General features: G+C 64.4%; 9 protein-coding genes and 4 pseudogenes. 8 read left to right on the top strand and 5 right to left on the bottom strand.

The window, feature by feature from the left end:
• Window positions 1-44: 44 nt before the first annotated feature.
• The 3 genes and pseudogenes from ACQCSY_RS22915 to ACQCSY_RS22905 form a co-directional block, all read right to left on the bottom strand.
• Window positions 45-514, bottom strand: a pseudogene (locus ACQCSY_RS22915) (type IV secretory system conjugative DNA transfer family protein); the annotation flags it as partial.
• Window positions 515-531: 17 nt separating this feature from the next.
• Complete coding sequence (locus ACQCSY_RS22910) at window positions 532-1,203, bottom strand: RES domain-containing protein (protein WP_427136592.1); 672 nt, start codon at window positions 1,201-1,203, stop codon at window positions 532-534.
• 27 nt (window positions 1,204-1,230) lie between these two features.
• Window positions 1,231-1,623, bottom strand: coding sequence for a hypothetical protein (locus ACQCSY_RS22905; RefSeq protein ID WP_427136591.1), 393 nt, complete (start codon window positions 1,621-1,623; stop codon window positions 1,231-1,233).
• Window positions 1,624-1,910: 287 nt separating this feature from the next.
• On the opposite strand from ACQCSY_RS22905, the gene ACQCSY_RS22900 reads away from it, so the two are divergent.
• The 7 genes and pseudogenes from ACQCSY_RS22900 (at window position 1,911) to ACQCSY_RS22870 (ending at window position 9,707) form a co-directional block, all read left to right on the top strand.
• On the top strand, window positions 1,911-2,675 hold the full coding sequence (locus ACQCSY_RS22900; RefSeq protein ID WP_427136590.1) for a TnsA-like heteromeric transposase endonuclease subunit: 765 nt from the start codon (window positions 1,911-1,913) through the stop codon (window positions 2,673-2,675).
• Window positions 2,672-4,765, top strand: coding sequence for a Mu transposase C-terminal domain-containing protein (locus ACQCSY_RS22895; RefSeq protein WP_427136589.1), 2,094 nt, complete (start codon window positions 2,672-2,674; stop codon window positions 4,763-4,765). Before ACQCSY_RS22900 ends, ACQCSY_RS22895 begins: the two co-directional genes overlap by 4 nt.
• Window positions 4,756-5,782, top strand: a pseudogene (locus ACQCSY_RS22890) (TniB family NTP-binding protein). The gene ACQCSY_RS22895 and the pseudogene ACQCSY_RS22890 overlap by 10 nt, the downstream one beginning before the upstream one ends.
• Complete coding sequence (locus tag ACQCSY_RS22885; protein ID WP_427136588.1) at window positions 5,779-6,651, top strand: hypothetical protein; 873 nt, start codon at window positions 5,779-5,781, stop codon at window positions 6,649-6,651. Before ACQCSY_RS22890 ends, ACQCSY_RS22885 begins: the two are co-directional and overlap by 4 nt.
• Before the next feature lie 356 nt (window positions 6,652-7,007).
• A complete protein-coding gene (locus tag ACQCSY_RS22880) occupies window positions 7,008-8,114 on the top strand; it encodes a tyrosine-type recombinase/integrase (protein ID WP_427136587.1) in 1,107 nt (368 codons plus the stop codon).
• A complete protein-coding gene (locus tag ACQCSY_RS22875) occupies window positions 8,111-8,449 on the top strand; it encodes a helix-turn-helix domain-containing protein (protein WP_427136586.1) in 339 nt (112 codons plus the stop codon). Before ACQCSY_RS22880 ends, ACQCSY_RS22875 begins: the two co-directional genes overlap by 4 nt.
• Window positions 8,439-9,707 (top strand): recombinase XerD, encoded by a 1,269-nt coding sequence (locus ACQCSY_RS22870; RefSeq protein WP_427136585.1) that lies wholly within the window; start codon window positions 8,439-8,441, stop codon window positions 9,705-9,707. The genes ACQCSY_RS22875 and ACQCSY_RS22870 overlap by 11 nt, the downstream gene beginning before the upstream one ends.
• 79 nt (window positions 9,708-9,786) lie before the next feature.
• Here the strand turns inward: ACQCSY_RS22870 and ACQCSY_RS22865 are convergent.
• Window positions 9,787-10,239: pseudogene (locus tag ACQCSY_RS22865) on the bottom strand (IS30 family transposase); the annotation flags it as partial.
• Window positions 10,240-10,478: 239 nt separating this feature from the next.
• On the opposite strand from ACQCSY_RS22865, the gene ACQCSY_RS22860 reads away from it, so the two are divergent.
• Window positions 10,479-11,681, top strand: coding sequence for an IS110 family transposase (locus ACQCSY_RS22860; protein WP_426996965.1), 1,203 nt, complete (start codon window positions 10,479-10,481; stop codon window positions 11,679-11,681).
• A gap of 14 nt (window positions 11,682-11,695) precedes the next feature.
• On the opposite strand, the pseudogene ACQCSY_RS22855 reads toward ACQCSY_RS22860, so the two are convergent.
• Window positions 11,696-12,259 (bottom strand): annotated as a pseudogene (locus tag ACQCSY_RS22855) (IS30 family transposase); the annotation flags it as partial.
• Between the last annotated feature and the right edge of the window lie 170 nt (window positions 12,260-12,429).

Here is a 12,429-nt window from a genome sequence, read left to right as displayed (position 1 = left end):
AAATCCTCACAGGCAAAGTGTCAATCAAACCTTCAGCAGTCCCTGCCTTCCAGGGACCAGACCTCGACGCCCTGGGACCAGGACTGCAGGATGGTCATGAGGATGATGCCGCGGGAGCCGTAGTGGCTGTACTGGTCCGGCAGGGCCTTCCACCGGCACACGTTGGCAGCCTCATCCAGGATCCCCAGCAAAGGTGTCGCGAGCCGGCCGCCGGGCTGGGAGGTGGCGTACTTTTCGGCTGCTTCCACGACGGCGACGGTCAGGGCGGTGACCAGGGGGCCGGCGGTGCCGACCCCTTCGCGGGAGAGGCTGTAGAGCGTGCCTTTTCCGCGCACGAAGTCCTCGGGGACGAACCGGGGACGCGGGTCGGTGTCCACGGTCGTGTCCCGCAGCGGGTGACCCATTGGCTGACCTCCCGGTCGGTCAGGCAGGAAACCATCTGGCGGGCGGTGCCGTAGACACCGGCCCGCTGCTTTTCCGGTTCCCTGATGTGGCCCATCACCATGTCGGCTGTAGGCCCGCCTCGTGGGCTCAGTGCCAGGACAGCCCGAACAATCTAAATACTTCCCGGATTTCGGCCGAATCGGCTGACATGTCGTGGTGAGCGAAGTGGGTGAGGCGTGGACTGGCGGCCGGGTCTCCTGCCTGTTCGAAGATGGCCCACAGCTTCAGGTCATCGCCCAGGCGGGAGGTGAAGGCGATCCCGTCGAGGTTCGAATGCCCGTAGACGTGCGTGGCCACGCGTTGGGTCAGGACCCGGGGACGTGCATCGCGCAGGGCGGCGGCGTCGAAGTCCTTGAGCCCGAAGACTAGGGCTTCCCGCAGGAAATGCGGGCGCAGGGCCGCGATGGTCGTCGATGCGGAAATGTCGCAATAGCGCCCGGTGATGGTTGCCGTTGCGGCCGTGCGTGGTTCAAGCCAGCTGTAGGGGACCTGTCCGGGAGCGTTGGTGGGGTGCCAGGCCTCATCCCGGGGGTCGACCTCGATGTCGTCCAGGTCATCGAACAACAGCGGGTCGGGGCGGAAGCAGGCCAGAACCTCCATCAGGCAGGCCTTGAGGCTGGATCCGGCATAGACGGTGCGGAAGTTTCCCTCCGCGTCATCCCACCGGCCGGGAAAGCGGCCTTCAGTGGCCCATTCCCATCCAGACCAGGCCCACGGCTCGGGTTTGAAACCGACGCCACACGGTCCCGGCGGCCTCAACCGCGGCCGGTTCCAGTCCTGCGGGCGTCACTGGCCGGAGGAGGCGAAGGCCCGCGCAGCGGCCAGGGCGCGTGCCCCGGTCTCGTCCAGGTTGCCTTCGCGCAGCACCCGCGCCGGGGACAGGTCATCGAGCTGGGGGTTCATGCCCTGGAACCACGCCTGCACCACGGCCGGCGCATCCTTTTCCGCCAGCAGGGCCGCGATCTGGTAGGCCGCGCGCAGCCGGAGCAGCACCTCCTCCGAGGGTTTGCGTTCGTCGTCGGCCCACTGGCGCACCGCGCGGGTTTCCTTCACCGATCCGATATAGGCAACCAGGCGCGCGCCCAGCAGATCGCGCAGCGCCTGCACCAGCCGGGGCGCCGGCAGGCGCACGGAATCCTGATGGGCCTTCAGTCCGCCCCGGGCAGCTACCGATGTCATAGCCCTATCGTTTCGTATTCCATGCCAAATAACAACAGGTTCACCAGACCAAAATACACACCTGATCCCACCCTGAATCACCGATAACTTATCTTATGTAAGGTAGTACTCTGCGTATCTCATCGGATGAATCATTCAGACCCTCTCCTGTCCTGTCTCAGTCATTCCGAGACAGTCTCAGTCAAAGTGAGACAAACGCTGGGTTGTCTCACCATATCTGAGACATTACGCGGCGTGTCTCAATGTAGTTGAGACAACTGTCGGCCGGCTCGCGTTAGCGTAGGGGCATGGCAGGCGCCACAGCTGTCGTGGAGATTCACCCGTGGAACTCCTTGTCGGAGTGCCTTGTTTCTGCGCGCGAACTTCCGTTCGAGTTGCCGTTGTCCTCGACGCTGTCGAAATCATGGATGCTGCCGTTCGAGGACTACTCTCCTGTGCGGCGGCTGCGCTCATACAAGGGCCAGCGGAATTTCACGGGCTCGTGGTGGTGCGCCACGACCGGACGGCATGTGGGTTTTGAGTCCTGGCTTGAGCGCGATCACCTCATGTTCAGGGATTTCGACCCGGCCGTCACCGGAATCTCCTCGCAGCCGTTCCGGCTGGATTTCGAACTCGCCGGCAGCCGCCGCTGCCATGTCCCTGATTACTTCCTGCGGCTGACGGACGGCGATGCCGTGGTGATCGATGTCCGGCCCGAAGCCCGGATCAAAACTCGAGACCGAGAGATCTTCGAAGCGACCAGGCAAGCCTGCGAGACAGTCGGCTGGTCGTATGAACTCGTGGGAGAGCTATCCGGCGCACGTGTCGCCAATGTCCGCTGGCTCTCGGGATTCCGGCATGAACGCTGCCTGGATCCGGGCATCATCGCACCGCTCCTGGAAGCGGTCTCGTCGTCCGGCCGGCCCACGATCGAATCCGTGGCCAGGAGCGTCGGAGACCCGATCGCCGTCCTGCCCTCGGTCTACTATTTGCTCTGGAACCACCGCCTGAGCGCCGATCTGGGTGCCGCTCCCCTGTCCCCACGCACACCGATTACGGCCGGTGCCCCGTGAACGACCGCCGACAGGCCGGGCTCAATATCGGCGACAGCGTCAGCTTCAAGGGAGCCAGTTATCGCCTGACCGGTCTGGACGGTGCTCTGGCCATGCTGTCGGCCCCGGGCTTGGCACCCATCGCCATCCAGGTCAGCGCCCTGGTATCCGATCCGACATTTTCCCTCGCCGTGGCCTCGGGATCCCGGCGGCGCCCGCTGTGCAGACCACGGATTTTCGGCGCCCTGCCGGCCACTGTTCAGGATGAGGCTCTGGCCATGGAGCGTCATATCACCGAGATGCTGGACGGAATCCCTTGCGACGCCGACCCGGGAACATCGCCAAGAGCCGAGTACAACGTTGACGCGACATCGCTGCGGCAGCGGACCCTGGCCAAACACGCCGAACTGGCTGCGGCCGGTCAGAGCATCGGTGTCAGCACTCTCCAGCGCCTGCGCAAGGACTACGAGACGCAGGGGGTGATGGGCTTGGTCGACCGCAGGATCGTCCGCCGGGGATCACTGACCGGCAACGCGGACCAGCGCTACGTCGACGTCCTGCTGAAGGTCCTTAAACAGAATCTCCAGCAGTCGACCGGATCCATGGACAGACTCCGCAGCCAGGTCAACAAGGCGGTGGTCTCCGAGTATCCGGACGGGCAGGTGCCCGTTCCGTCACGGGCGACTTTCCACCGGCTCGTCGGCCGGCTCAGGGAAGGCAGGCATGCCACCGGATCGGCCCGGACCCGCCGGACCCTCGACCAGCAGCCGTGTGCACCGTTCAGCGCCGTCTACCCGGTGCGGCCGGGGGAACTGATGCAGATCGACTCCACTCCCCTGGACGTAGCCGTCGACTTCGGCGACGGGGTGACCGGGCGGGTGGAGCTGACGGCCCTGATCGATATCGCGACCCGCAGCATCGCCGCGGCCGTTCTGCAGCCGACCACGAAAGCCGTGGACGCCGCGTTCCTGCTGGCCCGCTGCGTCACGCCCGAACCCATGCGCCCCGGGTGGCCGGAAGCGGTGTCCATGGCAGCTTCGGCGTTGCCGTTCAAATCCCTGCGCAGCATCGACGAACGTCTGGCCAGCGCCGCGGCCAAGCCCGTGATCATTCCGGACACCATCGTGTTCGACCACGGCAAGGCGTACCTTTCCGACGCCTTCCGCACGGGGTGCCGTGCCCTTGGAATCAGCCTGCAGCCGGCCCATCCCGATACGCCGACCGATAAGCCCGTCGTGGAACGCACCCTGCAGTCCATCGGCACCCTTTTCGCCCAATACACAGCCGGCTATCTGGGATCCTCCGTGGAACGGCGCGGCAAGGAAGCGGAGAAGACCGCCGTCTTTTCGATGGTGGAGTTGCAGGACCTGTTGGACGAATGGATCATCACGCACTGGCAGAACCGTCCGCACGAGGGACTGCGGGACCCCTTTATGCCCTCCCGGGTCTTCACCCCCAACGAAAAGTACGCCTCCCTGGTGGCGGTTACCGGCTACGTCGCGCTGCCGCTGGGAGCCGAGGACTACATTGAACTGATGCCCTCGCGGAGCCGGGCGATCAACTCCTACGGCATCAAACTCAACCACCGCGTCTACGATGCCCGGGAGCTGAATCCCTACCGCGGCCAAAAGTCCGGGGTGAAGCTGCTGAAGGACCGGTGGGAAGTCCGCTATGACCCGTACGACGTCAGCAGGGTCTGGATCAGAAACGAACGTGACGGCGGCTGGATCACCGCCTTCTGGCAGCGGCTGCACGCCGGCGCGCAGCCCTTCGGTGACGCCGTCTGGGAACACGGACGACGCATCGTGAGCGAACGCGGCATCACCTCTCCGAGCGAAGAGAGCATCAAGGAAGCCGTCGACCAACTGCTGGCCAAGGCAGGAGCGGACACCGGTATCAAAGCGCCGCACGGCAAGAAAGACCGCCGGATCCTGGCCCGCAACCGGGCCACCGCACGGAGCACCCCGGGAGCCGGCCCCGCTGCCCGGACCCTGCAAGGACCCCCGCCTGCTGCCGGGCCGGAAATACCGGACACGGTCCGGGAAGATCCGGAACAGATCATCCCGCTGAAAATATACGATGCCCACGAGAAGGCCAGACAATGGTGGTAATCCCGGAATTCCCCAGTATCAGCCGCGCGCCGACAACAACATTGCAGGGCTGGCGCAGCTATGTTGACTCCGAGGCGCCCGACGTGACCCTCCTGCCCGCCCAGGACCTGGCGGGGCTCGGCCCGGTGGAGCGGGAACAATATAACGAACTTCGCATCAGCTACCACTCCGAGCTCATCATCATTGAGACCTCGACGGTGCAGGACATCACTCAGCAGGGCCGGCTGCTGATGATGCTCAACCAGCGCGAAATCAGTGCCCGGCGCGGACTGGTCGTCTCCGGGCCCTGGGCATCAGGGAAAACCACGGCCATCAAACTGCTGGGCAAGACCCACGAGTTAAAGGTCAGGATGAAATACCCCGGCCAGGAACGCATCCCCGTGGTCTACATCACGACTCCCCCGAAGGGCTCGCCACGGAAGCTGGCCAGTGAATTCGCGAACTTCCTCGGGCTGCCGCAACGGCCCCGCCAGAACATCACCGACATCGCAGACGCCGTCTGCCAGGTCCTCACCGATGCCCGGACGGATCTCGTCATCGTGGACGAGATCCACAACCTCAACCTGGCCACCAGCGCGGGCGAAGACATGTCAGACCATCTGAAGTACTTCGCTGAACACATGCCGGCCACTTTCGTCTATGCCGGGATCGAGGTCGAGAATTCCGGTCTCTTCACCGGCCTGCGCGGCCGCCAACTCTCGGCCCGCGTCGGTGCTCAAGTCCACCGGCGCGTTCCCCTACGCCCAGGAATTCAAGTCTCTCGTTGCCTCCCTGGAAACGGCCCTGCGGCTGCACCGCCATCAACCAGGAACGCTGACCGCCGAAGCAAAATACCTCCACCACCGAACCGGCGGCAGCATCAGCAGCCTCTCGCACCTGATCAGGCAGGCAGCCATCACGACCATCCTTGACGGATCCGAAGCCATCGACAGGGCACTGCTTGACCAGACGCTCATCGACCACGCAGCCGAGACCGCAAGCCCGGGCACGCCGCGGACGGTCAAAGGGCGGTCGTGAATCCCGGCAGCACGTCGACTCCTCAGCTGCGGCCCTTGCCGATCCGGGTGCGCCTCTATCCCCGTGAAACCACCGCATCCTTCATCCTGCGCCTGGAACGAAGGAACCACCTGCCGTCAGGAATCCTCAAAGGCCTGCTGCCGCGGGCCGGGGAACCATGGGGTGAGAGCCTCGGCGTCCTGACCTGCCACGACCCGGGCACCCTGATGCTGGCGATGCCCCAACTCGGTGCATACCGGACAACCGCAAGCCCCCTGCACAAGCTGCCGGCCGGCCCCCTACCGCGGATCACCGGCTTCGCATGCAACCACTGCGCGCTCTCGCGCACCGGGGACAGCCGCATCGAAATCTACCGAACCCATGAACAGGTTCTTTGCCCGATCCACCGACGATGGACCGGGCACGGCACCGACAGCCCCGACGGGCAACCCGGTCTGGGTCGCTGCCCGGAGATCACCGCGGCCAACCGGCACCACCGCAACCTCATCAGCCGCCACGGACGACCATGCGTCCGCACGGCCTTCCATATTTCCAGCCACATCAACTACCGGTGGTTCGAGCAATACCGGCACTTCGGGCCATTCACGGACCGTTACCGTGCCTTGATCTCCGGGACGCGCTCTTCATGCATCCTCGAGCCTGCCGCACTTTGGGCCGCCCTCTACCCGCCGACAATCGAACTGGCCGCTCTGATTGCTTCCGCCCGCTGGGCGGAAATCGCCCACAGCCAGCACCCAGGCCCTTTCCTTGACCGCGTCGGCGAAAGCATCACCGACGGCTGGCACCCCCGCGGTTACCAGGACCCGCTGCAACACTGGATGCAGGAAGACTGGCGGCCAGGATTCACTGGACAGGACACCCTCACCTGAACGCCGACGACGACGGCGAACACACGCCGGAAACACTGCGTATCTCAACTAAAGTGAGACAACCGGCCTCAAACCGTCTCAGAAACCTGAGACAAACCCCGGAAAACAAGGGCCCCCTGTCTCAGATCCGATGAGACAGGACATCTCCCGCGGAATTCCGCGCCACGCGTTGGAGGTGCCTTGCGCCGCGGCGTTCGGGGGTTTTATCCGACTCCAATCGATGTTCCCAGTCATGACTGGGCGGGCCGGGTCAGCGCGCCGAATGACAGAAAAAACGCCTCTGACCTGCGGATTTGCTGAGATGATGCATTTAATGAAACATTGATTCAGATTTTGGAGCAGGTTTGGGAGGCGGAATGGCAGTCGATGGATCCGGTCGGGTGCACCTTCTGGGCTCCGTCCAGCTGCTTCATCCCGAACAGCAGACCTTCGATCAGATGCTGGATGGCTGGCGGAACCAGCAGCTCTCGCGCAACCTGAAGTTCGACACCATTGACCAGCGCATCCGGTACGTTCGCAGGTTTGTAGACCACATCAATGAGTTTCCCTGGCACTGGACCCCCGCCCATGTCGAGGAGTATTTCGGGGATCTGCGCTCGATCCGGCACTTGAGCCACTCGACGCTGCGCGCCCACCAGTCCGCGCTGCGGCACTTCACGTCCTATGTCGCCAACCCCGATTATGGCTGGGACAGGGTCTGCGAACAGCGCTTTGGTACCCATCCGGCCCAGGTTTTCTACGAGTGGAACACCGCACCGCATGTGCAGGAATTCGAAGGCCGACCGTCCAAGCGCCCCTTCACCAGGGAGGAGCCCCAGAAGCTCTTCGACCGCGCCGACGACGAGGTCGAACTCATTGAGGCCACCGGCAAGAAGGGCTGGCAGGCGGCCTACCGCGACGCTGTGATGCTCAAGGTGGCCTATTCCTACGGGCTGCGGTTCAATGAGCTGCGTCACCTGCAGACCATCGACTTCGCAACCAACCCGCACGCACGCAAATTCGGGAAATTCGGTGTCTGCGAGGTCCGGTTCGGCAAGTCCCGCAGGGCATCACCGCCCAAGCCCCGCAGCGTCCTGACAGTCTTCGACTGGACCGCCGGCGTCCTCGAGGACTGGCTCGCCAACGGCCGGGGAACCCTTCACACCCTCGACCTCTTCCCCAGCGAACGCGGCGGCCTGATCGTGGAGTCCACCCTCCTGCGGCGCCTCCGGCGTTACCTCGACGAGCTGGGGATGCCTTCGGACGGACTGGACCTGCATTCCCTGCGGCGCTCCTACGCCACGCACCTTTTGGAGGCCGGATGGGATCCTAGATTCGTGCAATACCAAATGGGCCACGAGTACGCCTCCACCACCGGCATCTACCAATTCGTCAGCGACGACTTCCGCAACACCACGCTGCGGGCGTCCCTGGACCGCACGATGGACCAGGCACTCGGCAAACAATCGGGAGGTCAGCGATGAAGCGCCAGGTCGAATACACGTGGCGGCTCTCCGAACTGATGGCAGCCCGGGGCCTTCACAACACCACCGACCTCATCCCCCTGCTCGCCGAACGCGGAATCATCCTGTCCCGGCCGCAGGTCTACCGCATCGTCAACCAGAAGCCCGAACGGGTCGCCCTGCAGGTCATCGCCGCGATCTGCGACATCTTCTCCTGCGGCCCCGAAGACCTCATCACCGTCACCGCAGCCGACGTCCGGGCACGCAAGACCGGAACCGCCAACTCCCCCAACGTCGTGGACCTCAACCGCACCGTCCGCCCGCGCCGCGCCCGCATCATCGACGATGGCCACTGAACACCCGGAAGGACTCACCCCGCGCAACACCGTCCGCGGCCGGCCCCGCACAACCGGAACCGTCCAGTGCGCCCGCTGCGGCCGCAACGCCGGCAAGACCAGGGCGACCTGGCCGGAAGGCAAGATCTGCGGTCCCTGCTTCACCGTGGCAACCCGCACCCACGGCACCTGCCCCGACTGCAGGCAGCACAGACTGCTCCCCGGCCCACCCGCAGAGGATGGAGGACCACGATGCGCCCCCTGCGCCGGTATCCTCCACAACTTCCACTGCGCCCGCTGCAGCCACGAAGGTGAGTTCTACCGCCGCGGCATCTGCGCCCGCTGCGCACTCCGGGACGACCTCACCGCCCTGCTGCTCACTCATCCGGCGGATCGGACAACTGCAAACCGCCTGGTCGACGTCCTCTGCCAAGCCGATCGACCGGAAAGCATCATCACCTGGAAACGCTCCGCCAAGGTCCAGGCACTCCTGACGGCCGTCGCGAGCGGACAGACTCCCCTGACCCACGACGGCCTCGACAGTCACCGCGAAACGGCAGGACGGGCAGCCGACCATCTCCGGGCCCTACTCGTCCATCACGGGCTCCTCCCCCACCAGGACCCCTACCTGAACCGCTTCGAAGCCTGGATCGACAACAAGCTCCGCTCCCTGCCCGCCGAAGTTGCCAAACCCGTCGAGCATTTCGCCAAATGGCACCACCTCAGACGCATCCGCGCCATGGCAACGCCGGACAAATCGGTCCAAAGCCCGGTGCACGCAGCCAAACAGGAGATCACCGAAACCATCAAGTTCCTCGACTGGCTCTGGCAGAACCACCACCGCACCGCCTCCACCTGCACCCAGCAGGACGTGGACACCTGGCTCACGACAGGACCGACCACCAGAAAAGCCATCCGGACCTTCTTCATCTTCGCGAAAAAGACCGGCACGAATATGCGGGTCGAAATCGGGCACTACGCCGCTAAAGGCCGGCCCGCCATCCCGCAGGAACAACGCCTTGCCTGGTTAAAGGAACTGCTCACAGGCACCAGCGAATCCCTGCCCTACAGAGTCGCCGGGACATTGCTCCTCCTCTATGCCCAACCCCTGGTCCGGGTGGCCGCGCTCCGCACCGAAGCAATCACCGTCAACGACACCACCGACACGATCACGATCTCCCTTGGCACGCATCCGGTGCCCGTCCCACAGCCGTTCGCGGAACTCCTCAGCCAGCACCTCCGGAACCGCCCCAACCTCAGAACAGGATCAGGCTGTTAGCGGCCATGAAAAACTGCCCATAGGCGGCCACGGAACTGCCCGCTGGGGCGAATTCTAGGGGTCGATGCAACACCCGAGGTTAGCTGGCTATCAGTAAACCACGAAGACGCTCGGCTGGGGTGTCCCAGTCCAGTGTTTTGCGTGGTCGGGCGTTGAGTTCCTGGGCGACGTGCTCGAGGTCCTCGGGCCCGTAGGCGTTCAGGTCGGTGCCCTTGGGGAAGTATTGGCGCAGCAGCCCGTTGGTGTTCTCGTTGGATCCGCGTTGCCAGGGGCTGGCTGGGTCGCAGAAGTAGACGTCCATGTCGGTGGCGATGCTGAAGGCCTTGTGTTTGGCCGTTTGGGCTCCCTGGTCCCAGGTGAGGGATCCGCGCAGGTGCGCCGGGAGGGTTCCCATGGTCTTGATCAGCCCGTCGCGGACCGATTCGGCGGTGTGGTCCACCGGCAGGTGCACCAACATCACGTAGCGGGTGGTGCGTTCCACCAGGGTTGCGATCGCCGACTGGTTGTAGGCTCCGGTGATCAAATCCCCCTCCTTACGATTTTGTTGTGGGTGACTTCGGAGCTGTCGTAGTGTTTCGATCACCCTCGGGTGGTGGGTATGGCCCAGATCTCCCTGCCGCTTGGACGGCTCACTGGGAATGGCCGCCCGCTGCCCGCCGATGACTCGACCGCTGATTGAGACTTACGACATTGATCGTTGGGTAAGGACGTGCCGGCGTGGTTATCGACAGGGGCCAACCAAATTGGAGCTGATCGAAGGGACCGAAAGACATGCCGGACGTGTGGGCAGGAATCGACTCGGGCAAGAGTGCCCATCATTGCGTTGTGATCGACCAATCCGGGACGGTGCTGCTGTCAAAACGGGTCGAGAACGACGAAACCGCGTTGCTCCAGCTCATCGCCGAAACCGCGGAGAGCGCGGCCGGTGGTGAGATCTGCTGGGCTACTGATCTGAACGCCGGCGGCGCGGCGCTGCTGATCGAGCTGCTGGCAGCACACGCTCAGCACCTGCTCTATATCCCTGGACGGATCGTGCATCACGCCGCAGCGACCTATCGGGGGGATGGAAAGACCGACGCGAAAGACGCCAGGATCATCGCTGACCAGGCCCGCATGCGCACCGACCTGCAACCCGTTCGCAGCGCAGACCAGATCAGTGTGGACCTGCGTATGCTCACTGCCCGCCGCACCGATCTGATTTGCGACCGTGTCCGGGCGATCAACCGGCTCCGGGCCACCTTGTTGGAATACTTCCCTGCGCTCGAGCGGGCCTTCGACTACTCCAAGAAGGCTCCTCTGACCCTTCTGAGCGGCTATCAGACCCCCGAGGGCATCCGCCGGATAGGACTGACGCGGCTTACTGGCTGGCTGAGAAAACGCGGCTGCCGGAACAGTGCAAAGATGGCGGAGAAGGCACTTGCGGCTGCAAACGCCCAGCACACCGTCCTGCCTGCCCAATCCATGGGATCGGCCCTGGTCGTCCGGTTGGCCGATCAGATCAGCTCAACCGATGCAGAGATCGCAGACGTCGATGCCCAGATCACGGACCTGTTCAGGCAGCACGACAGCGCCGATGTTCTGCTGAGTATGCCTGGGTTCGGGCCCGTACTCGCGGCTACTTTTCTCGCGAACATCGGCGGTAACCTGGACGGATTCGACTCCGTCGACCGGCTCGCCAGCGTCGCCGGGTTGGCTCCGGTCCCACGCGATTCCGGCCGGATCAGCGGAAACCTGCACCGGCCGCGCCGATTCAACCGCAGACTCCTCCGAACCTGCTACCTCGCCGCCCTCTCCAGCTTGAAAAACAGCCCCGCTTCCAGAACCTACTACGACCGGAAACGCGGCGAGGGAAAGTCCCACAAACAGGCGCTTATCGCACTTGCCCGACGCCGCATCAACGTCATCTGGGCCATGCTCCGCGACCACACCGAATACCGGGAGCCGGCCGCCGCCATTTGCGTCCAGGCTGCTTGACAACAGCATTGAGATTCCCAGTGACCCGGGACGGCGCGGTCTTCGATCTCGGCGGGGCGTTCGGAAATGTTGATCATCGGGTCCCGGAAACGGCTGGTGCGTTCTTCGGGATTCTTGTGCTTTTTGCGGCGGGTCCGCCCGGTGCGCAGGGCCTCTTTGACCTCGCGTTTGAGTCCGCCGCGGGCCTGGAGGTAGAGGGCCTGGTAGATCGTTTCGGGGCTCACGCGCATCTGCTCGTCATCGGGGAATTCCTTGATCAGCAGCTTCGAAATCTGTTGCGGGGACCAGCGGGTGAGGAGCCTGGTTTTCACGTAGTCGTGCAGTTCCCCGGGTTCTGCCAGCTTACTGTCCTTGGGCCGCGCCCGGGCCGCGGTGGCGGCCCGGTGGGCGCCGTAGGGCTGGTAGCCGAGCACGGGGTGGCTGTTGCGTTTGATCTCGCGGCTGATGGTGCCCACGGAGCGGCCCAGTGCCCTGCCGATCGCCTGCATTGAGGTTCCTTGGGAGCGCAGGTCCGCGATGCTCTCCCGCTCGGACAGGGACAGGTAGCGGGCGCTGACGGACTGCTCCAGGGCTTCCAGGGCTTCCAGGGCCACCGGAGCGGGTGACGGCTCCGCCGCCGCCGCTGCCGTCAGCTCAGGTGCCGCCGCAGGGGCCAAGGGTTCCGCAAAAGTAGTTGTCACGTCCTGTTTATACGGCAGATCCGCAGTGTGGCCCCCGGCAGCGGCCGTGTCCCTTGCAGCCTGTTGCC

It is taken from the genome of Pseudarthrobacter sp. S9, from assembly GCF_050156545.1.
Lineage (GTDB): Bacteria > Actinomycetota > Actinomycetes > Actinomycetales > Micrococcaceae > Arthrobacter.
This window is presented reverse-complemented; position numbering and strand designations above follow the sequence as displayed.